2 protein-coding genes are annotated in these 25505 nt (G+C 49.3%); one reads left to right on the top strand and one right to left on the bottom strand.

Annotation, left to right across the window (positions count from 1 at the left end; all coding sequences use genetic code 11):
- The first annotated feature begins 591 nt into the window (after positions 1-591).
- Positions 592-1626, top strand: a complete 1035-nt coding sequence (locus NLX73_RS23545; protein ID WP_254327502.1) for an alpha/beta hydrolase — start codon at positions 592-594, stop codon at positions 1624-1626.
- A 110-nt stretch (positions 1627-1736) separates the two neighbouring features.
- Here NLX73_RS23545 and NLX73_RS23540 read toward each other — a convergent pair whose 3' ends face one another.
- Complete coding sequence (locus tag NLX73_RS23540; RefSeq protein ID WP_254327501.1) at positions 1737-25463, bottom strand: non-ribosomal peptide synthase/polyketide synthase; 23727 nt, start codon at positions 25461-25463, stop codon at positions 1737-1739.
- Between the last annotated feature and the right edge of the window lie 42 nt (positions 25464-25505).

Here is a 25505-nt window from a genome sequence, read left to right as displayed (position 1 = left end):
TTTATAGAAAGAGCGATAAGCTCATTTTGAAACTGACGAGATAAAATATCTCTTGTTTGATTTTGCGAACAAAATCATTTTACTCACTCGTTGTTCAGTTTTCAAAGATCAAACATTCTTTTCTCGTCGATTCAGTTTGTCGCCTCATCAACTCTTATATCATATCATGTCCGAACCAACTTTGCAAGCATTTTTTAGAATCTTTTTTCGAAACACTCGCTCGCAATATTGTATTTCTTGGCCGGAATTAGAGTATACCATTCTGTATATTTAAATGCAACCCTTTTTAATGAATAGTTTTTACTATCTTTATTGTTGTAATTTTATCCTGTGTACACTGTACTTTTGCCAAATGGACTTAGTTATCCGCATCCAAGAACGATGTGATCTCCATTCAATGATCTCGAATACGCATGTTGCTCATTACAACTCAAGTGCATATTCTGTTTTTTTCTTTAATATTGATGATTTGACAAAGAAAGGATGGGTAAAAAGATAAGGAGCTAGCCACAAACCATACGGTAGCAGCTATTGTTTCACGCAACTTTAGGTAATGATTAATTATAGCTGTATAGAGGAGTAGATTTTCTAATGAAGCAACGAAGGCGAACATGGACGAGAATTGTGTTTCTTATTATCTCTTGCTTATTGCTTTTCGTGATCTCCGGATTTGTGTATGAGTGGATTGCATCCAAGAAGGATAAATCACAATACCCACCTCCGGGGGAATTGGTCGATGCCGGGGGCTATCAACTTCATATTCGTAAACTCGGTAACGGTTCTCCAACAATATTGCTTGAATCAGGGAGCGGGGAAAGTAGCCTCTCCTGGAGAGATATTCCCGAAAAGCTGTCATCATTCGCCACTGTTGTATCCTATGACCGGGCAGGCTATGCCTGGAGCGAGGAGGCTGCTACTCCACGAACCGGGGAAAACATCGTTCGAGAGCTTCATGTCGCCTTAAAAAACGCAGGCATCCAAGCTCCTTATATTCTGGTAGGCCATTCCCTCGGAGGGATGTACTCAAGACTGTACGCGCAGACATACAGAGACGAAGTGGCAGGATTGGTTCTGGTGGATGCCAGGCCTGAGAATGACGCCCGACGGACAAATAAGATCTATGCCAAGGAACGGCCTAAGGTCAATCCCTCCCCGTTAATATCCATTCTCCTAGAAAAATCAGGGGCTTTTCGCCTGTTCCCCAATTTTATGCTGACGGGTCGGGTCGAATATCAAGATAGAAAATCTTTTGTGAATATTGTCGCTTCTTCTAAATACTTTCGGTCTGTTGCAGAGGAGGGTGACCTAGCGAGCACTACCGAAGATGCCATACGGGGACAGCATCTGGGTAATCTCCCTGTACGTGTAATTGCTCGGGGCATTCAACAAGATTTGACTCAGTTCGGTATTAGTAAACGCGGAAATGATCAGATTGAACAAAGCTGGCAAATCGGACAGCGCGAGATGCTTAACATCTCTACAAACAGCAAATTAATTGTTGCCAAGAAAAGCGAGCATATGATCATCCATGATCAACCGGATCTTGTCATCCAAATCATCCGTGAACTCATCACCAACACCAGTCACTTTCAGTCAACCACGTCTAAAGCATACACAGATGATTAGGGACTTTATATGTTAAGGACAGCTTAAAAAAACAAAAGACGCCCGAGTTCCTTCTATATAAAGGAATCCGGGCGTCTTTGCTGCCTAACACTTATTATGCTTGATTGAGCTTAGGACAAAATGGGCTTGTTATTAGATGAAGCCTCTGTGACCTTGCCAAGTATCTGTCTCAGTACTTTAGCATTTTCCCCAATAAAACCGGAATCAAGCAGCACATCATGCGTTCCGATGACTTCGTATTCTTTGTATTGACCAAGTGTCGCCTGTTGCCATAACAATTTATCTAATGATGTATCTGGACCAATACTATCATCCTCTGCAATCAGAGCATGGATATTCGCATGAACTTCACCTGCGTTAATAAGCTCATCGCGGTAGGTGGAGTACACCAACATTTTGTCCATGACTCGCTCCCTGTCCACTGGATCGGCGAGGAATACTTTGTACTGGTCCCTAATGCTGTCCAGTACCGTCTCGACAATCTCTTCGAGCTCCTCTGGTGTCGATTCATCTTTGGACATCTTTCTCATAGCATCTACCATAATAATGTCGCTAACATGGTGACCTCGGCTTTCCATGGCTTTAGCTACCTCGAAGGCGAGATTTCCTCCAAGTGAGTATCCTAGGAATACATATGGGCCCTCTGCTTGAATATCCACAATGGCATCAATGTATCGATCCAGCATATCTTGACCCTGGTACCGATCGCCGATAAATTCCATTCCGTACACCTCGCAAAACCCTTCCAGCTCCTTGGCCATCTCATAGTACCCCAGAGAGTGGCCTACCCGTGGAGGGAAGCAAAACACTTTAAGTGTTCCTTTCCCTGGGAAACGGATAATTTCCATTTCTTGTTCATCCGCAGCAGTTGTTGCCTGCAGCTTGAAAATTTCATGCGCCATTTCTTCCACAGTCGGCAGATTAAACACGGCCTGGAGTGGGAGATGGACGCCCATACTGGACGAGATCCTTTGGATCAAGCCCAATACTTTCAGGGAATGGCCCCCAAGTTCGAAGAAATGATCCCTGATCCCGATTTCCTGTACGCCGAGCACCTCGGACCAAATCTGAGCGAGCTCTACTTCTGTCTGCGTACGCGGCGCGATATACTCCGCTGTGCTCCGCAGAAGGGTTTCCGGTGCCGGTAGCGCTTTGCGATCCAATTTGCCATTCGGATTCAGTGGCATTTGTGCCAACTGTACGAAAGCAGTCGGAATCATGTAGCTTGGCAGCTCGCTGGCCAGTGCCTCGCGTAGTACGCCCGCTGCAAGCCCCTCTTCGGCCACAAAGTATGCACAAAGTTGAGTACTTCCGGTGGAGTCAGCCAGTGCTAGAACAACCGCTTCCTGCACCGATGGCACCTTCAGAATTTGTGCTTCCACTTCTCCCAGCTCAATGCGGTAACCGCGGATTTTTACCTGGTGATCGATCCGCCCCAAGTACTCAATATTCCCGTCTGGCAGCCATCGGGCCAAATCGCCTGTTCGGTAAATCCGTTCTCCCGGTTTGTACGGATGAGGAATGAACTTCTCTGCCGTCAGTTCAGGCTGATTGAAGTACCCCCTTGCTACCCCTTCGCCTGCAATACACAGTTCTCCTGGTACACCTACTGGTGATACCTGAGAAGCGCTGTCCATCATCCATACTTGGACGTTAGCGTACGGTTTGCCGATCGGCACATGCGTTAGAGCCGCAGTCTCAAGGCTCGTTGTATACCGAGTCGCATATACGGCTGCTTCCGTAGGACCGTAGATGTTTTCCAGTACTGCGTAAGGAGATACTTTATAATACTCTTCCACAAGTTTGGCAGGCAGCGTCTCGCCGCAGGCAAACAGGTATTTCAGAGTAAGGAATCCTTGGGTGCCGCTTTCTTTCAAGTATTGAACGAGCACACTGAGCATCGACGGCACCAAATTGAGATGCGTGATACGGTTCGTATCCACGGCCTCTAGCAGTGCCATCGGGTCTTTGTCCACGCCTTGTGGCAGGATCACGAGAGTCCCCTGTCCAAAGAACCAGCAGAACAGCTCCGGCACGGAGAAGTCAAAGGTGAATGTCGTTTTGAGCAGGAAACGGTCGCCTGCCAACATCGGATATTCAGCTTCCAACTGACTCAGCGTATGGACGGCAGCGCGATGTTCAATCATTACACCTTTCGGCTTGCCGGTTGAACCTGACGTGTAAATGATATACGCCAGATGCTCCGGCCCCGCAATTGGCTCCAGTTTCGAGCTATCGGCATGATACGCCTGCGGATCATCAAGTGCCAGGATCGTGCCAGTGAACGGAAAACGATCTTGGAGATGGTTCTTCGTCAGCAGAAGCTTCGCTCCCGAATCCTCCAGCATGTGGCGAATACGATCTTCTGGGAACTCCGGATCAATCGGTACATAGGCCCCGCCAGCTTTTAGAATGGCATGAATACCAATGATCATCTCAAGCGAGCGCTCGACCATGATGCCGACTGGTTGGTCCGGTCTGACCCCTTGGGCACGCAGCGTACGTGCGAGACGGTTCGCCTGCTGATCGAGTTCTCCATAGGTAAGCTCCGTTTCACCGTAAATAAGTGCTGTACGATCCGGTGTGAGCGCTGCTTTTTCCTCAAATATACCGTGAAGGGTCTGCTCACGTGGATAAGGAGCTGCTGTATCGCCCCACACCTCTATAATCTGCGATTTCTCTTCTGGCGTGATCAACTCCAGCTCATCAATACGGATGGTAGGTTGAACAGCTACGCTTGTCAGAATTCTCGTCAAGTGTCCTTGAATGCGTTCCACGCTCTCCCGATCATAGACGCGGGCATTGTAACGGTACAACAACTCCAGATTACGGCCCGGCAGCACAATGAGGTTAAAATCATAATTCGTCTGTTCAAACATCTGAACATCCGTAATTCTGTATTCAGCCTCTTCGCTGGAAATTTTCTCTTCCAGATGCTCTTCTACCGGGTAATTTTCGAACACCATAATATGAGAAATCAAATCTTGCTTTTGTTCGCTCTGTGCCTGAATCTCATAGAGCGGATAGGAATCATAAGCATGTCCTGCCAAATATAATTCCTGCTGTCTTTTCATCACATGGGAGAACGAATCACTTCCCTCGGCCTGAACCCGAACCGGAACTGTATTGATAAAGAGACCGATCATACTTTCGATACCCGGAATCTCGGCAGGTCTCCCCGATACTACACTTCCGAAGACGATATCCTGGCTTCTATTGTAGCGCTGCAACACGATTCCCCAGGCTGCTTGCATCAATGTATTCATCGTCACCTGATGCTGTTTGGCCACCTGTTCCAGGCGATCGGTCAATTCCGCATCCAACGTGAATACTAGCTTCTCCGACACATAGGCTTCTGCTTTTGCTGATGGCTGTGTGATGGCTTGTGGCAGCTTCGTCTGCTGCTCGTAGCCTTCCAGGTACCCTCTCCAGTAAGAGGATGCCTCTTCCTCGCCTTGCTTCTCCAACCATTGAATATACTGGCTGTACGATACAGCTGCAGGAAGCTCAGGCTCCCTTTGCTCACGCAGAACCCCATACGTCTCAAACACTTCCTGGAGCACAAGCGGCATACACCAGCCATCCAAAATGATGTGATGAGAGCTCCACAGCAGATGGTAAGCCTCTTCTGCTGTACGTAGAATAGCAACACGCAGCAATGCTTCTTCAGCAAGATTAAAGCCTCTTGCTTTGTCCTGAGCAGTATAAGCTGCAAGACGCGCTTGAATTTCATCGGCTTCCAGCTCGTGCAGATCCTCGTATACGAAGTCACACGCTCTTTCTTTGAACACAATCTGAATAGGGAAATCGCCCCACCCGGCGTGGAAATTGGTTCTCAATATGGCATGCCGTTTCATCAGATATTTTAAGCTGCGTTTGAAATCCTCAGGATAGAATGCTCCCTGAATTTCAAATTTGGCCTGCTCAAAGTAGACTTCCGAATGAGGCTCCAGCAAGCTGTGGAACAACATTCCTTTTTGCATCGGCGTCAGTTTATACATATTTTCAATACTGCCGATATGCCGTGTCTGCTCTTCTATCTCCTCGATTTTTTCCAAGCTGATATCTTTGAGGAGTACATCGCTTGGTGTAAGTTCTGCTCTTTCCTTACTTACGCAATGTCCGATGACTTCGCTGAGACGGTTCTTCAGAATGCCAACAAACTTAGCCACGGACTCCCCGTGGAACTGATGACGGTTATAGCTGACCGAAAGTTGAAGCTGTCCTTCGGCAATCAGTCCATTAATGTTCAATGCCTGATGCTGCACCATCTGCTCACTGACCTCAGGTCCTACTGAGTAAGGCGATACTTCCATCATCCCTCCTGCAAGATCCTGGTCGAACTGTCCCAAGTAGTTGAAGGTAATCTCCGGTTCAGCCGAGAAGGAGGAGACGTCGGAACCGTCGCTTAAATATTTCAAAATACCATATCCGACACCTTTGTTCGGGATACGACGCAAGCCTTCCTTGACGTGCTTGATTCTGGCGCCGATCTCCAATTCCCCTCCCATCTCAAGGGCGACAGGGTATTGACTTGTAAACCAGCCTATTGTGCGAGTAATATCCAGTTCCGGCACAACAGGCTCCCGTCCATGTCCCTCCAGAAGGATGCCCACACGTTCGATTCCCGTCCACTCGTGAACAGCCATACCTAGAGCCGTCAGGAGCAGATCGTTGACCTCCGTATTGTAAGTGCGGTTCGCTTCTTTCAGGAACTGCTCCGTCTCTTCTGGTGACCATCTCACCGTGACAGCCTCACTGTCTTTGATGAGAAGAGCGCTGTCTACCTTGTCTTTGGGAAGAGGAACAAAGCCATCTCCCTCAACCTCTGCCCAATAGCTGCGCTCTTGTTCAGCCGCCAGACTGTTCGCAAATTGTGTGATTCCCTCAACCCATGCACGGTACGAATCCGTCTTCTGTGGAAGCTTGACCGCTTCTCCACGTGCTGCCTGCTCGTAGCCTTCCTGCAGGTCCTCAAAGAGAATACGCCAGGATACGCCATCCACAGCCAGATGATGAATAACGATCAACAGATGTTCGCCGTCCGCACAGCGGAACAGACCCAGTCTAAAGAGAGGTCCATCCTCCAGAGAGATGCTGCGCTGAATGGCTTCCGCACCCGCTTCTATTGCTGAAGCCGGGTCTGTCTCATCCCGCAGGTCGTGAATTCGGAGGCTATAGAGTTCACCCTCACCTACGCTCCGGTTCCAGGCCTCCAATCCCTGCTCTCCTTGGCGGAACACCAGTCGTAAAGCATCATGATGCTCTGCAATTTTCCGAACAACCTCGGCGAGCGCATCGGTATTGAAGCCATCCCGTCGGTACAACATGACCGACTGATTAAAGTGATGCAGATCCATCGACTGTTCATCGAAGAATCTGTGCTGAGCAGGTCCCAGTCTTACCGCTCCGTGTACCTCGCTTTGGTCCGCAATTCGGCTGACCACACTAACGCGCTGTGCCAGCTCTGCAATTGTCGGATAACCGAACAAATCCTTCATTTCAAGCTTATAGCCTGCTTGGAGAAGCCTTGAAGATACTTGGATGGATTTGATCGAGTCACCTCCAAGCTCAAAGAAATTATCATGTATGCCGACAAGCGGCACGCCGAGTACACCCTGCCAGATTGAAGCCAAAATGTTCTCCACATCCGTGCGCGGAGCGGTAAAGTCTGCTCCCGCCTTTATACCCGAGTTCGGTTCAGGCAGTGCCTTGCGATCCAGCTTACCATTCGGTGTCAGAGGCATCACGTCCAGTTGGACGAAGTAAGACGGAATCATATATGCAGGCAGTCCGGCAGACAGTTCGTCTCTCAGCTCGCTGACAGACATTTCGCGATTAGCTACGAAGTAAGCACACAGCGATTTCTGCCCATGAGCATCTGCCCATGCAACAACGAGAGCTTCCTCGACAAGTGGAATGTCCAGCAGCTTGGCCTCAATCTCACCAAGCTCAATACGATAGCCCCGTATTTTAACTTGGTGGTCAATGCGTCCAATGTACTCAATGTCTCCATTAGGAAGGCGACGAGCCAAATCCCCAGTGCGATACATATTTCCTTCCGAAGCGAACGGATTTCTAATGAATTTATCTGCGGTAAGCTCAGGACGGTTCAGATATCCACGGGCTACCCCGTCCCCGGCGATGTACATTTCGCCCTCCACGCCTAACGGTACGAGACGAAGCTGATCATCCAGAATATGGATGTATATATTGTCTGCTGGCAACCCAATCGGTACAGATTCACGCGTATCCTTCGCAGGATTGTACAGGTGAATCATGCAGCCGACGACCGTTTCGGTTGGTCCATATTCATTGTAGATTTTGATGTTGCTGCCAAAGAGATCTGTGATGGTTTTCGACAAATGTGTGGTCAGATTCTCTCCACCCACAATAAGCTGCTGAATGCGACTTTCTGCCGGGATGGTCATATCTTTAATCAGACTGAGATGAGTCGGCGTCAGCTTGAGAATGTCCACCGCATTTTCGCGCAAAATATGCTGTACAACCTCCGCTTTATCTATACCATCATAAATCCGCACTACTCCTCCGTTAATTAATGGAGTAAAGATCGATGTCATCGTCAAGTCAAAGGAAATGGATGAATACAACGGGAAATCCGTTGGTTTTCCAGCACAATAGACCTTATTGGCCCACCAGATGTAGTTCACGATCCCTTTGTGGTTAATCATGGTTCCCTTCGGATTTCCGGTTGTACCCGAGGTATAGATTAAGTACACCAGATCGTTTCCTCCAACAGGAATATTGGGATTATCCACCTCGGTTCCGTAAATGTGCGGGGAATCCAATTCCATAACCGTCCCCTCAAACGAGGCTAACTCCGTCAGGTGGCTCTGTGTGAGCAGAATTTTAGCGCCAGAATCCTTCAGAATATACTGAATCCGCTCCTGCGGATATTCAGGATCAATAGGTACATAGGCTCCACCCGCTTTGAGCACACCCATGATGGCGACAAGCAGCTCTACAGACCGATCTGCCAACAGACCTACCACTTGTTCACTCCGTAGTCCTTGGTCTATCAAGGTGGAAGCTAGTCTGTTCGCCTGCTCGTTCAGCTCCCGATACGTGATCTGAGTGTCCCCATTTACAGCCGCAATCTTATCCGGGGTACGGACAACCTGTTCTTCAAACAAGGTATGCAGACCCTGATCACTTGGATAGGTATGGGCCTTGCCGCCCCAGTCAAGCAGGTTCATCCGTTCCTCGGATGTTACAATCTCCAGTTCCTGTATCGTCGCCTGCGGACGAGCAGCCACCTGATCGAGCATCTGCAACAAGTGTCCTCCGATACGTGCAATGCTTTCTTGCTCGTAAACCGAAGCATTATAGCGAATGCAGACCTTGATATCTTCGCCTGGAATCACAACCAGGTTAAAGTCATAGTTGGTTTGTTCAAACATGGTGAAGTTGGCAACTTCGAGATTGTCCTCCGTTTGGTTACCCGATTGCTCCACCTGCTCGTCGAGCGGGTAATTTTCAAAGATCATAATATGAGAAATCAGGTCCTGCTTTTGGGTTGTTTTCCCCTGAATCTCATACAGTGGATAGGTGTCGTAGGCACGACCAGCCAATGACTGTGCCTGTGTACGTTTCATCACCTCGACAAAGGCTTCGTCCTTCGATGACTGTACACGGATAGGTACTGTATTGATGAACAGACCCACCATATTTTCGATCCCTGCAATCTCAGCGGGTCTACCCGACACAACGCCGCCGAAAACGACATCCGAGCTGGCATTATAACGTTGAAGAATCAGTCCCCAAGCTGTCTGCATGAGTGTATTGACGGTTACGTGATTGCGCTTCGCGACAACATCCATTTTACCTGTCAAAGATGCACCCAGATGGAGAACATGCTCTTTTAGAACATAGCCCGCTTCTTTTGCTTGAGATTTCGTTTTACCTTCCGGCAATACGGTGTTCCCGTCATAATCTTCAAGATATTGGCTCCAATATGTTGAAGCTTCTTGATCATCCTGTGCATCAAGCCACTCGATATAACGGCTATAGGGCTGAGCTGGCGGTAGGACAGGCTGTACTTGCTGTTTCTTGGCAGAATAATAATCGAACAGCTCCTGTGTAATGATCGGGATACACCAGCCATCCATGACAATATGGTGGAAGCTCCACAATACAAGACAGCTTTGATCCTTCTGCAAGACGGTCACCCGCATCAGCGGATCTTCTGACAAGCTGAACCCCTTAACCATATCTTCAGCAATATAAGCCTTGATTCGGTCTTCTTGTTCCTGCGTAGATGCGTCGCGCAAATCTACGTAGTGCAGAGGGATTAACCGTTGCTTAAAGACAACTTGCAGCGGTACATCAGCAATGTTGTTGTAAAATCCGGTACGTAGTATGGCATGTCGTTGCACCAAAGCCTGGAAGCTCTCGAAGAAGATATCTACATCGAAGCTACCACGCAGCTCAAACGTTGCCTGTTCGAAGTATGAAGAGGAGTCCGGCTCCAGCAGGCTGTGAAACAGCATTCCCTTCTGCATTGGCGTCAGCTTGTACACATCCTCAATCTCTCCGATGTGAGCCGTCTGCGCCGTGAGTCGATCAAGCTGCTCCAATGTTAATCCTTGGAACAGAACATCACTTGGTGTAAGCTGTGAACGCTCCTGAGCCACACAATGACGGATGACCTCACTAAGGCTTGACTGTAATAATTCAGCAAAATGACTCACCGTCTCTTTACGATACTGCCTGCTGCTGTACGTAATCGTCAGTGATAGCTGGCCTTCAGCAATCATGCCATTCACATCCAGAGCATATTGCTGTGGTGTGAGGTCGCTGAGCGCCTTACCAACTGAATGTGTGGATAGGCTAAGGGCATTACCCTCCAGATCCTGATCAAACTGCCCAAGATAATTGAAGGAAATTTCCGGCTCCACGCCAAATCCGACACTTTTCTCCGGTGCCATATACTTCAGAAGACCGTAGCCGATTCCTTTGTGCGGAACCTCTCGCAAATTCTCCTTGATGCGCTTGATTCGTGCAGATACTTCCTGTCCGCCTTGCAGGTTCAGCAGAACTGGATACTGGGTTGTGAACCAACCGACGGTACGGGTAATATCCAGGTCTGGTACGATCATTTCCCGTCCATGCCCTTCAAGATTGACCAAAATCTGCTCCATGCCTGTCCAGCGCTGAATGGCTGCACCCAGAGCAGTCAAGAGCAAGTCGTTCGTCTCCGTATGATACGCCCGGTTCGCTTGCCGCAACAGCAGGTCTGTTTCCTGCGCAGACCACGTTACCGTAACCGATTCAGTATCCCGAATGGTGCCGGGCTTCTGATCCTCATCCTTCGGCAGTGGGGCCAAAATCGCCTCCTCGATCAGCTGCCAGTATGCACTCTCCTTGTCCAGAGCAGGCCCTGCTGCATACTTCGTCGCTTGCTCAGACCATACAAGATACGAATCGGTCTTTTGTGGAAGGACGATTGCTTGTCCATTCAATGCCTGCTCGTACCCCGCTGCAATGTCCTCAAACAGGATGCGCCAGGATACGCCGTCAACCAAGAGGTGATGAATGACAATCAACAAATGATCGCCATCGTCACAATGGAACAGGCCTAGCTTGAACAGTGGGCCACCTTCCAAGTCAAAGCTTGCCTGAATGGCATCGGCTTGGGCCTGAACCGCAGCTGTCGGGTCTTCCGCCTGCCGCACATCGGCAATGTCCAATGTGTAGAGCTCGCCTTCGTCCGTTCCCCGATTCCAAGCTGCATACCCAGCTTCTGTAGACCGGAAAACCATACGCAGCGCATCATGATGGATCGCAATTTGGTCCATTGTCAACCGGAGTGCAGCTTCATCAAAGCCGTCTTTCCGATAGAGCATGACGGCATGATTATAATGGTGCGGCTCCGCTGTATGGCGTTCAAAGAACCAACGCTGAATTGGCATTAACTCTGCTGCACCTTTAATTTCGCCCTGTTCCGCTGTACGTCCGGCTGCCTGAAGATACGGGCTTAGCTCGGCAATTGTCGGATATTTGAAGAGATCCTTCATCTCTAATTTATATCCGGCTTGGAACAATCTCGAGGACACTTGGATCGCCTTGATGGAATCACCACCCAGATCAAAGAAATGATCATGGATGCCGACCTGCTGCGCTCCCAGCACACCTTGCCATACGGAAGCCAAAGCTTCCTCAGCCTTCGTCCTTGGCGGTTCATAAACCGCTCCAGTCTGCACATTGGTCTCCGGAGCCGGAAGCGCTTTGCGATCCAGCTTGCCATTTGGCGTCAAAGGCATCTGTTCCAATTGCATAAAGTAAGATGGAATCATATAAGTCGGCAGTTCGGCAGCCAAGGCTTTTCTCAACTCGCCTACCGTCAGCATCTGATCGGCAGTGAAATAGCCGACAAGCACTTTTTGTCCACTTCCATCCTCTCGGGCGAGCACAACGGCCTCCCTTACAGACGGAGCGTGGAGCAGCTTCGCTTCCACTTCGCCCAGCTCGATACGATAACCACGAATTTTTACCTGATGGTCAATCCGTCCCAAATACTCCATGCTGCCATCCGGCAACCAGCGTGCCAAGTCACCCGAGCGGTACATGCGCTCGCCCGCTTCAAACGGATGAGCGACAAACTTCTCTTCCGTCAATTCCGGTCGGTTCAGATAACCTCGCGCCAGACCTACGCCCGCCACATAGAGTTCACCTGGAATGCCAATCGGCTGTGGACGGCGTTGTTCATCCAAAATGTACGCTCGCAGCGTCGGAATCGTGGTGCCGATATTGCTGCGGCCCTGTTCAATTTCCAACTCTGTAATTTCCTTGTAGGTTACATGCACGGTCGTTTCGGTAATGCCGTACATGTTAATGAGCTGCACTTGCGGATACTTCGTTCTCCAGTCCTTGAGCAGGGCCGGGGCTAATGCCTCTCCACCGAAGATAATCATACGGAGGCTCAGTTCTGCCGCTTGATGACCGAGCTCTTCCTGTAGCAACTGGTAGAAGTACGTCGGTGTCTGGTTCAAAACGGTGACCTTCTGATCCTTAAGCAATTGCAAGAAACGATCTGGACTCTTCGCGGTAAGCGATGGAACGATGACCAACCGTCCTCCGTTCAGCAATGCTCCGTACATTTCCCATACAGAGAAGTCAAAACAGAATGAATGGAACAGTGTCCACGTATCCTGAGGACCAAAGTCAAACATATTTTTATCATTAAAGAGCAAGCGAACTACATTTTTATGCTCAATCAGTGTTCCCTTTGGCTTGCCTGTCGTACCCGATGTGTAGATAACGTAGGCAAGATGCTCCGGTCCGGCAGCAGGCTGCAGGTTTGAAACATCCTCCTTGTAGGAAGCCGTTTTGTCCAGACTTACGATATTCCCGGCGAAGGAGACACGTTGCTCCAGATGTGCTTGTGTCAGCAGTAGCTTGGCTCCCGAATCCTCAAGCATAAAGCGAATGCGGTCCTCTGGATATTCAGGGTCTACAGGGACATAGGCCCCGCCTGCCTTCAAGATGGCTAAAATTCCGACCACCATTTCAAGGGAACGATCCGCCATAATTCCAGCCAAACCGTCTGGTTGCAAACCACGTTCCCTAAGCGTTCGGGCAAGTCCATTGGCCCGTTCGTTCAGCTCGCTGTAGGACAGGGTTGCATCTTCACATACGACTGCCACTGCATTCGGAGTACGTGCGGCCTGTTCCTCGAACAGCGTATGGATCGTCTTGTCACGAGGATAATCTGCCTTGGCTTCGTCCGGCGCTTTCATCAGCCTTGATTTTTCCTGAGGTGTCACGATATCAAGGGATGACAACGGCAGTGCCGGATTGGCGATGGCTTCCCGAATAAGCTGTACAAAGTGGCCTGCCATCCGCTCAGCAGTCTCTTGCTTGTAGATCGCAGTCGCATACTCAAGCGTACAGTTCAATGCCCCGTCTGCTTCACTCACGGTCAGCGTGAGATCGAACTTGGCAGCCGGATGTACATTATCGTAAGGAGTGAAGCGCAATCCTTCTATTTCTTGTTCTCCCTGCTCGATATTTTGCAGGACAAACATGGTATCAAATAGTGGGTTACGGCTCAAATCACGCTGAAGCTCCAGCTTTTCTACCAGCTCCTCGAACGGGTAATCCTGGTTTTCATAGGCCCGCAGCGCTGTTTCCTTCACCTCCTGCAGATAAGCCTCGAAAGGCTTCTCTCCTTCTGGATAAGTACGAAGTGCCACTGTGCCGACGAACATACCGATGAGGCCTTCGAGTGTCGCATGAGATCTTCCTGCCACAGGTGAACCGACAATGACATCTTCCTGACCTGTGTACTTGTGCAAGAGCGCTGTATAGGCTGCCAGCAGTACCATGAACAGAGTGGAACCCGTTCGGGTAGCCAACTCCTGAAGTGAAGCACTCAGAGAAGAATCAATTTGGAAGTCGATTCGATCGCCCGCAAAGCTTCGCACCGCAGGACGAACTTCATCTCCTGGCAAATCCAGCACTGGCAAGCTTCCACGGAAAGCATCCAGCCAGTAAGCTTCCTGGGCCTTAAGACGCTCGCTTCCGAGCTGCTCTTGCTGCCATACAGCATAGTCTGTGTACTGGATCTGTAGCTCAGGAAATACGTCCTCCTCTTGGTAGAAGCGGAGAAACTCTTCTATGAGAATATTCATAGAAACCCCATCTGAGACAATATGGTGCATGTCAAACAATAGTAAATGGCGCTCATGTGCAATTCGAATAAGGCCGACCCGCAGCAATGGAGCTACACCTAAATCAAAAGGACGGACGAACTGCTGAAGGGTAGCTCCTGCCTCTTCCTCGCTCAACTCCGCATATTCCACAGTAAACGGAACATCCGTCAGGAGCTGCTGTACAGGTTCACCGTTCACAGTCACAAAACGAGTTCGCAGCGAACCATGACGATGAATTAGACGACGGAACGCCTGCTCTAGCCGTTCCCGATCCAAAGCTCCCTCAACGGTAAGGATACCCGGCATATTGTAGCTCAGCTCTCCACCTTCCAGCTGACTTAGAATAAACAGTCGTTTTTGGGCCGAGGACAATGGATAATGCTCTCTCGCTCCCGCTGTAGGAATTTCTTCGAAATTCAGCGGTGTATAGCCCTCAATGGCACGAGCCAATCCTTCAATAGTAGGAGACTCGAACACTGCTCTCAGACTAATCTCGCGATTCATTTCCTTGCGAATTCGTGAGACTAGCAGGGCTGCACGCAGTGAATGACCTCCAAAATGGAAGAAATTATCCTTCACTCCCGCGCTCTCTACACCCAGCACCTCTTGCCAGATTTCAGCTAATTGAATTTCCACAGGTGTCCTTGGAGCCTCAGATGAAGCCACTGCCCATCCACGCTCGCCCTGCAGCGCTTTTCGGTCGATTTTTCCGTTCGACGTCAAAGGCATGTCCTCCAGTTGTATGAAGCGGGAAGGAATCATATATCCAGGTAACATCTCCGACAGAACAGTCCGAAGTTCGGACACCTCAAGTTTCTGAGCGGCTACGAAGTAAGCGACTAGATCTTTGTAGCCGTCATCGCCCTCTACAGCCATGGCTACGACCTCCTGAACGGACGGCACTCTGAGCATTTGTGCTTCTACCTCGCCCAGCTCGACACGGTAACCGCGGATTTTGACTTGGTGATCTATTCGACCTAAGTACTCGATGATTCCATTCGGTAACCAGCGAACCAGGTCACCCGTCCGATACATGCGCTCTCCTGGAGCAAACGGATTGTCCACGAACTTCTCATCCATTAACTCAGGCCGATTATGATACCCCCGTGCTAACCCGATACTCGAAATGCATAGCTCTCCAGCTACACCGACAGGTTGCAATCTAAAATGGTCATCCAAGATGTACACACTGTGGTTAGCAATAGGTCGCCCAATAGATACAATATCCGTTGCTTCCTCACTGTCCGGGACAGACCAGATTGTGGTGCATACGGAGTCCTCTGTTGGGCCATAGCCATTAGAGTAACGTACATGCTTCCTCCACTCTTCGATCAACTCGACCGATGCGGCCGATCCAGCGGTTAGCAGGCACCGCAGTGTTGGCAAACGCTCTGGATCAAGGTGGATAGCGTAAGCGGGTGGCAAAGTCGCTACCGTAATCCCCTTATCGTTCATGAACTGCTCGAACAGGGCATGATCTAAAATATCTTGTGTAGAAGGGATGCACAGAACAGCCCCGTGGCTCAGCGCCGTTAAAATTTCCGAAACCGATGCATCAAACGACAGACTTGCAAACTGAACGATCCGATCCTGCGGTGTAACTTCGAAGTGTGTCCCGTATACGTCCGAAAGATTTGGTAGTCCCCGATGCTCGACTAATACGCCCTTAGGCTGACCCGTCGTACCTGAAGTGTAGATCACGTAGGCCAGATCATCCGGGCCAGCAGTAGCCTCCAAATTCGAGGTGTCGGCATCATAGGTCGATGATTCATCCAGCAGCAAAACATTTTCCGTCCATCCGAGATGCTCCAAGAGATGGGCCTGTGTAAGGATCAGCTTCGCCCCGGAATCTTCAAGCATGTAACTGATTCGTTCTTTCGGATACTCTGGATCGATTGGAACATAGGCACCCCCGGCTTTCATAATGCCGTAGATCCCAACGATCATTTCGAGCGACCGTTCAGCAATCAGTCCCACCAGATCTCCCGTCTTGATTCCCTGAGTACGGAGCCTTCTCGCCAGTCCGTTGGCTTTTGCATTGAGCTCGGCATAGGTCAGACTCTCGTCCTCGAACCAAAGGGCAGTCGCATCCGGCGTTCGTCCCGCCTGTTCCTCCAACAGCCCGTGGAACGTGTTACAGTGCTCGTAAATGCCTTTTGTATTTCCCCATACGTTCAGAATCTGTTCTCTCTCCTGCGGCGTGACTAATTCTAGTGCATCCACGGAAATGGCAGGGTTCTCTACAATTTGTTCCATGAGGTGAACCAGATGGCCCTTGATTTGCTCAATTGTCACTGGGTCATAAACAAGTGCATTGTACTGGAACAGCAATCTCATTTCTTCGCCAGGGAGGACAATTAAATTAAAATCATAATTCGTTTGCTCAAGAAGCTCCGCTTCCTCAATCTCAAAGGCAGCCTCGCCACCACCCAGACGCTCTACCTCCTCTTCCACAGGATAGTTTTCAAACACCATAATATGGGAGATTAGATCCTGCTTCTGATCCGTCTGAGCCTGAATCTCAAACAGCGGGTAGGTGTCATACATATGAGAAGCCATATATTGTTCCTGCTGCTGCTTCATCAGAACTGTGAAGGGGAGATTCTCCTCTGTCTTCACACGAACGGGAATCGTATTGATGAACAAACCGATCATCCGATCAATGCCCGGAATTTCTGCTGGTCTGCCTGATACTACACTTCCGTACACGACATCTCGGCTACCGTTATAGCGTTGAAGCGCAATGCCCCAGAGGGACTGCAGCAATATATTCATCGTGACATGAGCATCCCTGGCCACCTTTTCAAGGCACCCAGTCAATTCCCTGCTGAGAGGATAATTCAGCTTTTCTGCTATATAGCCTTCTCCCTTATTTGCTCCACCGACTTGAGGTAAAAGCGTCTGCTGCTCGTAACCGGCCAGATATCGGCTCCAATAGTTGGACGCAGCTGCTTCATCCTGCTGTTCGAGCCATTCGATATATCGACTGTACGGATGAACCTCTGCCAACTGCGGCTCTCTTCCTTCCAGGAGGGCAAAATAGTGTTCAAATACCTCCTGCGTAATTAACGGAACACACCACCCATCCATGACGATGTGGTGAAAGCTCCATAAGAGACGGAAGCTCTCTTCATCTGTTTGTAAAATGGATACACGGAGAAGCTCGTCTTCAGCTAGGTTGAAGCCCAGTGCTTTGTCCTTAGCACCAAATGTCTTCAGGTAAGCTTCGCGCTGCGATGCATTCATCTCCCGCAGGTCTTCGTACACCAATTTAGCGCCTCTGTGCCGAAATACAACCTGCAAAGGCTCGCTGCCCCATCCGCTGTAAAAGTTCGTGCGCAGGATAGCATGACGCTCCACTACTGCATCCAGACTGTGCCCGAAGGCGGTCGGATCAAAGCTACCCTTAAAGTCAAAGGCGGCCTGCTCAAAATAAGCACCTGTATGCGGCTCAAACATATCATGGAACAGCATGCCCTTCTGCATTGGCGTCAGACTATATACATTCTCAATATCGCCAATGTGACTCGTCTGCTTAGAAAGCTCCTCCAGATCGGCAATGCTCAGACCCTTCGCAAGCACGTCGCTTGGTGTCAATACGGTTTTTTCTTGGGTTACGCAATGCTGGAGAAGTTCCCGCAGGCTTTCTTCAATATATCCAGCGAGCTGTTCCATCGTAGATGACTTATACTGTTTTCCGTTATAAGTAATCGTCAGAGTCAGGGCTCCGTCCGTCACCATGCCATTGATATCTAGCGTATAGGCCGGTTCCTCCAACAAGCTTTGCGCGCTTCCGGTCGGATAAGGAGAAATCTGCAACGAGCTTCCTTGCAAATCCTGATCAAATTGCCCCAGATAGTTAAAAGAAATCTCAGGCTGCAAGCTGAAGCTGCCTTCATCCAACTGACTTGCCATCGTTTTGAGCAACCCGTAGCCAATACCTTTGTTCGGAATTCGGCGCAGCCCTTCTTTCACAGACTTGATCAATGAGGCCACTTCCGAGTTATTCCCCAAGTCTAAAATCACCGGATATTGACTTGTAAACCACCCTACGGTACGGGTGATGTCGATATTCGGTATAATCGGCTCACGACCGTGTCCTTCCAGATTCACAGCAACCTTTCCGATGCCAGACCATTTGGATACCGCCATGCCCAGAGCAGTCAATAGCAGATCATTCGTCTCTGTTTGATAAGCACGATGGGCTTTTCTCAACAATTGGTCGGTTTCTTCTAGAGTCCATTGTGCTGTTACTACTTTGCTATCCTGTACAAGAAGGCTTTCCACAGCCTCATCCTTCGGCAACTGTTCGAGTGGCTGATCCTCCAGCTCTCTCCAATACGCCCGATGAGTCTCCATTTCTGGACCTTCCGAATAACGAGCAAGGGCGTCTCCCCAATCACGGAAGGAATCCGTCTTCTGCGGGAATGTCAGCGCTTGTCCTTGAATCACCTGCTCATAACCTGCTGCAATATCCTCGAACAAAATCCGCCAGGATACTCCGTCCACCACCAAATGGTGGATCACGATTAGAAGGTGGTCTCCATCATGACAATGGAAAAGTCCTAACTTCAGCAGCGGACCTTCTGCCAGATTGATACTGCGCTGAATGTCATCCGACAGCGATGTAATGGCTACAGTCGGATCGGATTCATTCCGTAAATCAGCAGTGAACAGGCTATACAGCTCTCCTTCTTCAAGATCACGATTCCAAGCTTCGTAGCCATGCTCTGTCTGACGGAAAACCATGCGAAGGGCGTCATGATGCTCAGCGAGTTTTCTTAGCACCTGATGCAAGGCCTTTTCCTCAAATCCCTGTTCACGATACAGCATAACCGCTTGATTGAAGTGATGAGGCTCTGCCTGCTTCCGTCCAAAAAACCACTGTTGGACTGGAGTCAAGCGAGTTGTTCCACGCACAACTCCCTGTTCAGCCATATGCACAGCCGTTTGAATTTCAGCGCCTAGCTCGGCAATGGTTGGCGATTTGAACAGCTGCTTCATCTCTAACCGATAGCCGGCCTGCAGTAACCGTGACGACACCTGAATAGCTTTTATGGAGTCTCCGCCCAATTCAAAGAAATTGTCATGGATACCCACCTGTTCGGCACCCAGTACCCCTTGCCAGACAGATGCCAAAGCTTCCTCAGCCGGTGTACGAGGAGCTGTATACTTCCGTCCTGTATACGCGCCTACTTGAGGAGCCGGCAGAGACCTGCGGTCCACTTTTCCGTTTGACGTTAATGGCATACGATCCATCTGGATAAAGTAGGATGGAATCATATAGCCTGGAAGTACCTGCGATAGGGAAAGACGTACTTCGCCTGCCGTGAGCGTACGATCCGCCACATAATAAGCGCAAAGCTGCTTCTCGCCAAGCTCATCCGCGCGAACGACCACTACGGCGTCGATTACTGACTCCACCTTGGCCAGTTGGGCCTCGATTTCAGGGAGTTCGATGCGGTAACCACGTATTTTGACCTGCTCATCAATTCTTCCTTTAAACTCCAAATTCCCATCTGGAAGCCAGCGTACCAAATCCCCAGTTCTGTAGCAGGGTTCTCCGTCCTTCACAGGACTAGGAACAAATTTCTCTGCTGTGAGATCAGGACGATTGAGATATCCGCGCGCTACACCTTCACCGCCGACAATGAGTTCACCCCAAGCACCAATAGGCTGTAATTGCAGCGATCCATTGACCACATAAGCGGTCGAATTACTAATTGGGCGACCAATCGGCACACCCCCTTCGGCACGACCTGAAATCTTGTAAGTGGTGGAGAAGGTCGTATTCTCTGTCGGACCATAGCAATTGATAGGGACAAGATCAGGATTAGCCTCGATTACACGATTCATATGAGATAGAGACAGTACATCACCGCCGACTAGCAATGCTTTTAGCCCTCTGAACAGGTACTCATCCTGCAGGGAAAGCTGATTGAAAAGCGGTGAAGTGAGCCACATTGTTGTAATCCCGTACTTGGTAATGGCCGCTTTGAGCCTATCGGCAATCAGGATATCGTCGTTCTCCACGAAATAGAGCTGCCCACCGTTGAGCAACGCCCCCCATATTTCGAATGTAGAAGCATCAAAGGCCACGGCTCCTGTTTGCAAAATTCGTGTGGATTCATTCAGCTCCACATAGTTGGTCTCTTTGACCAGACGGACCACGTTCCGGTGTTCAACCATAACGCCCTTCGGTCTACCCGTCGTACCCGATGTATAGATGACATAAGCAAGCCCCTGCGATCCCTGAGCAGTCTCCGGCTGGGCAGGTTCAGCTGCATAGGCCTCTTCACTACTAAGATCGACAATCGGTATACCGTAGTCTACACTTATAAGCTCGCCCTTTTGCACCAATAATAGCTTGGCGTCGGAATCATTAAGCATATAACGAACCCGATCTTCCGGGTAATCAGGATCAATCGGCACATAGGCTCCACCCGCTTGAAGCACCGCAAGCATACCAATGACCATCTCGATGCTTCGTCCGCCCATCACGGCCACAGGCTGCTCCCTCAACGTTCCCAAACGACGCAGTGTTTGGGCCAGTCGGCTCGCCTTGTCTTGCAATTCAAGGTACGTTAGCTGGACATCGCCGAATACAAGCGCCGTCTGCTCTGGTGTACGCTTGACTTGTTCTACGAACAGCTCATGAATGGTCTTGTCCCTTGGATAAGGAGCCGATGTCGCGTTAAATACTTCAACGATCTGTACTTTCTCCTCCGGTGTGATCATTTCTATCTTGGCCAGTTGCAACTGAGGATTGGCCGAGACTGCATGCAGAACCCGGAGCAAGTGCGTTGCAAGTCGCTCTACGGTTTCACGCCGATATAAAGCCGTACTATACTCGAGGCCAAAGGCTAATTTTGACCCCTTCTCCTCTACATTGAGGGACAGATCAAATTTGGCTGTGACGGTGTCCATCAAGTAAGGAGTAAAGTGCACTCCGTCCATATCTTGCTCTTCCTGCTCGGTATTTTGTAATACCAATAGGGTGTCAAAGAGCGGATTGCGGCTGACATCACGTCCTACGCCCAGCTTTTCTACCAATTTTTCAAAAGGGTAATCCTGATGCTCAAACGCCTTGAGCGCCGTTTCCTTGATTTCAAGAAGATAATCCTGAAAGGTTTTATCTCCTGTCGGGTAACTGCGCAAGGCCAGTGTGTTGACAAACATCCCGATGATGCCCTCAAGCTCAGCCTGCGGTCTTCCGGCTACTGGAGAACCTACGACGATGTCCTCCTGTCCTGTATATTTGTGCAGTAGTACCGAATAAGCGGCCAGCAATACCATATACAGTGTAGTACCTGTACGGGATGCAAGCTCTTGTATCGCCTTATTTCCAGACTCATCCAATGTAAAATCAATTCGGCTACCCTCGAAGCTCCGAACTGAAGGTCGTTGGAAGTCTGTAGGCAAATCCAATACCGGCAACTCTCCTTCAAAGGATTGCAGCCAATATTTCTCAAGATCTTGCCATTGGTTCTCTGACTGTTCCCGTTGCCATACGGCATAATCCTTGTACTGGATGTGCAGCTCTGGTAGCTGTTCTCCTTGATACAAATGAGTAAGTTCCTCTATCAGTATTTGAATAGAAACCCCATCTGAAATGATGTGATGCATATCAAACAGCAACAGATGACGCTCCTCCTGGAGCTTCACCAAGCTAACACGCAGTAATGGAGCCTGGCTCAGATCAAAGGCACGAATAAAGTTGTGAATGAGCGTATCCGTCTCCTCCACCAAAGCCTCTGTGTAGTTCAACGCAAACGGCACATTCCTATGCACACGCTGAACAAGCTCTCCATCCTGCATATAAAAGCCGGTTCTCAGGGATTCATGACGCTGGATCAGTGCCTGGAACGCAGACTCCAGCCGCGTGCGATCTAACGGTCCATCCACTGTGAAGACCCCTGGCATATTGTAGCTGAGCTCTCCCCCGTCCATCTGTCTCAGCACGTATAACCGCTTTTGCGCTGAGGACACTGGATAAGCTTCGCTTTCCGTTGCCTGTGGGATGGATTCGTACATGGTCGGAATGTGTTTCTTCACAAGTTGCGCCAAGGATTCGACCGTAGGTGACTGAAACACCTCACGCAGCGAAATGCTACATCCCAACTCTTTGTGAATCCGTGAAACGAGCACTGTTGCCCGCAAAGAGTGACCACCAATTTCAAAGAAATTATCTCTGACACCGACACGAGCAACGCCCAAGATATCCTGCCAGATGAGTACCATCTGAGCTTCCACAGCAGTTCTCGGAGCCAAATAAGCCTCGCCGGATTGTACGCTGCTTTCAGGAGCCGGCAACGCACGGCGATCCAGTTTGCCATTTGGTGTAAGCGGCATTTGCTCCAGCCGGACAAAATAAGAAGGAATCATGTAAGCGGGGAGTTCCGCCGCCAGCTGAGTCCGCAATTCCCCCGGCGAAAGATCACTGGAGGCTACATAGTAGGCGCACAGCAATTTTTGGCCTTGTTCGTCTTCCCGTGCGAGGACAATCGTTTCTCGTACGCTTGGAGCCTTGAGAATTTGGGCTTCTACCTCGCCAAGCTCAATTCGGTAGCCGCGAATTTTGACCTGATGGTCGATCCGCCCCAAATATTCAATATTGCCATCAGGCAACCAACGAGCAAGATCCCCAGTTCGGTACAGCCGCTCTCCCGCCCGATACGGATGCTCAACGAATTTCTCAGACGTCAAATCCGGCCGATTCAAATACCCACGGGCAAGACCGTCCCCCGCAATGTATAACTCTCCTGGAACCCCAACAGGTTGAAGGCGTCTTTGCTCATCGAGAATGTAAGCGCTAAGTGTGGGGATCGTTCTGCCAATATTGCTTTTCCCCGCTTCAATCTCATGTTCCGTGATTTCCTTATAGGTGACATGAACTGTTGTTTCCGTAATTCCGTACATATTAATCAGCTGCACATCAGGATACTTGACCCGCCAGTTCCTCAGAAGAGATGGACTTAAAGCCTCTCCACCAAAAATGATTTTTCTAAGGCCAAGCTCTGTCGAAGAGTGCGTTAACTCTTCCTGTAGCACCTGATAAAAATACGTCGGCGTCTGATTTAAGATGGTGACTTGGTTGTCTTTCAACAACTCCAGGAAAGCTGCTGGGCTCTTGGCTGTGAGAGATGGAACAATCACCAATTTCCCTCCGTAAAGAAGCGCTCCGTACATCTCCCAAACGGAGAAATCGAAGCAGAACGAATGGAACAGCGTCCACGTATCCTGAGAGTTGAAGTCAAATAAATTTTTATCGTTAAAGAGCAGTCGAACTACGTTTTTGTGTTCAATCAGCGTGCCCTTCGGCTTGCCGGTCGTACCCGACGTGTAGATAACATAGGCCAGATGGCTTGGTCCCGAAATACTCTCCAGATTGGAAGCATCTCCTGTATACGCTGCAGCTTCGTCCAGACTCACAAGCTTTCCGTCAAAAGTGGTGCTCTCCCATAGATGACTTTGGGTGAGCAACAGACGGACACCTGAATCCTCCAGCATATAATGGATACGTTCTTCGGGATAATCGGGGTCAATCGGTACATAGGCACCACCTGCTTTCAAAATGGCCAACATCCCGATGACCATCTCCAAGGAACGGTCAGCCATAATCCCTACGAGCGTATCTGCTCCTACTCCCTCGGAGCGCAAATATCTCGCAAGCTGGTTAGCCTGCTCGTTTAGAGCTTGGTATGTAATGCTCTGCTCGTCCATCTGAACGGCTACGTTATCTGGCGTGCGCTCGGCTTGTTCCTCGAATAAGCCATGGATGGTCTTCTCACGTGGATAATCGACTGCGGCGCCTTCCGAAAGAGCCAAAATGGACTGCTCTTCTGGTTCACCCAATAAGTTTACCTCTGCAATAGAAAGCTGAGGTGAATGAATGATCTGCTCGGCGATCGTAAGCAACTGGGAAACCATGTCCTTAACTTCACTGCGTTCAAACAGCTCTGTCCGATAATCGACATCCAGTACCAGTTCGCCTTCATCCAGGATCTCTACAATATGAAGCACGAAATCGTTCACTTCATCCCCGCAGAAATCATAATCTGTCAAAATACGCACATCATCCAAATCAACCCAATTGATAAGACGATATTCCATTGAAACGCCAAAAAGCCGCTGAATATCCTTGTTCCCATGCATTTCTCTAAGATCCTGAATTAACTGATTGTATGGATATTTCTGATGCCGCAGGACTGACATCTGATCTCTGGCTACATCCTGCAGGAAGCTCAATACATCTATATCCTTTTTGACGTATGTTCTGGCAGCAGCGGTGCTGACGAACATACCTATCTTTTGCTTCTCTTTTTTGTTCCCCCGGTTAGCGAACGAAGTTCCAATCACCACATCCGGCTGATTCGTCATTTTGTGTATGTAGATATACATCGCACCCATGAAGAACTGGAACAAAGAAATCCTATTCTGTTGGCAAAATGCTTGCAGGTCGTGATATAGCACTTCTGGTACGGTAAAATGCTCCCGAACAGCGTGGGTGCTTAAAGATAACGGATTATATGACTTCCAACCCGTAAGCTCAGGCAAATCGGAAAATTTATCCAGCCAGTAAGCCTTATCCTTTTGGTATCTGTCAGAAAGTTCGTATGCATTCTCATCTGCAATATATTGAATATACGAGCAATCGTCGCCCAGCTCCGGTTCATTTCCTTGAATTAACTCCATGTAAAATGCTGTCAGCTGATTGCCATAGACCACCATTGATATTCCGTCAGAAATAATATGGTGCATCTTGATATTAATCCAATACTCTTCCTCGCTAATCTTCACAATTAAAAACTGGAAGAGCTCAGAATCCAGCAGGGGCAAGGGTTTTCTTTTGTGTTGCTCAAGTAAGGCTTCCACCTCAGATACACTTTCATAGTGACTAAGATCCAGGCACTCCAACTGTCTCTCTTCATAAGGAACGACGTACTGCTGAGGCACTCCATCCACTGAGGTAATACGGATGCGGAACGCATCATACTGTTTGATAATCAAATTAATGGACTGCATAAAGGCAGCAATATTGATATGCCCCTTCATCTTAGCTGTACCGGAAAGCTGTGACACTGACGTATCTGGGTAGAGTAATTCGGTATACCATATACGCTTCTGCGCATTTGTTAAATCATATAACTGCATGTCATTCATCTCATTCACTCCTATTCCATGATGTGAATATCCTCCCGCTGC

Source organism: Paenibacillus sp. CH40 (assembly GCF_024213605.1).
GTDB classification, from domain to species: Bacteria; Bacillota; Bacilli; order Paenibacillales; family Paenibacillaceae; genus Paenibacillus; species Paenibacillus polymyxa_B.
Note: the sequence above shows the minus strand (reverse complement) of the source record. Positions and strands in the feature narration are given on the sequence as shown.

Excerpts from the sequence above, each read along its gene's own strand:
- NLX73_RS23545 (WP_254327502.1), top strand. The coding sequence starts at position 592 with ATGAAGCAACGAAGGCGAACATGGACGAGAATTGTGTTTCTTATTATC.
- NLX73_RS23540 (WP_254327501.1), bottom strand. The coding sequence starts at position 25,463 with ATGAATGACATGCAGTTATATGATTTAACAAATGCGCAGAAGCGTATA.